At 69.4% G+C, this 314-nt stretch carries 1 pseudogene; it reads left to right on the top strand.

Features of this window, described 5'->3' with window-relative positions:
• A pseudogene (locus H483_RS0119515) lies at window positions 1-314 on the top strand (DNA-binding transcriptional regulator); the annotation flags it as partial.

The following is a 314-nucleotide window of genomic DNA, read 5'->3' as shown; positions in this document are numbered from 1 at the left end:
GTCGACACGGCGGCTATTCACTCCTTCCCGGCTTCCGCACCGAACTGACCGGGCTGAACCATGACGAGGCACTCGCGCTGCTCACCGCCGGATCAGACCGCGGCGAGAAGGTCTTCGGCCTCAGCACACCGCTAGCCTCGGCGATGCGCAAGGTCGTCGACGCGCTGCCCGAGGGGCACCAGGTGAGTCTCGGCGATGCGGCCAAACGGTTCCTCGTGGAGCCGGAGACCGACCTGCTCTCTCGCCGTGCCCCCACCGAAGACCTGGCCGACGGCGTCATGAGCGAGGTCCGAGCCGCGGTGCTCACCGGCCGC

The organism is Dietzia sp. UCD-THP (assembly GCF_000349585.1).
GTDB classification, from domain to species: domain Bacteria; phylum Actinomycetota; class Actinomycetes; order Mycobacteriales; family Mycobacteriaceae; genus Dietzia; species Dietzia natronolimnaea_A.
The sequence above is the reverse complement of the archived record's forward strand: the minus strand, read 5'-3'. Positions and strand labels throughout refer to the sequence as shown.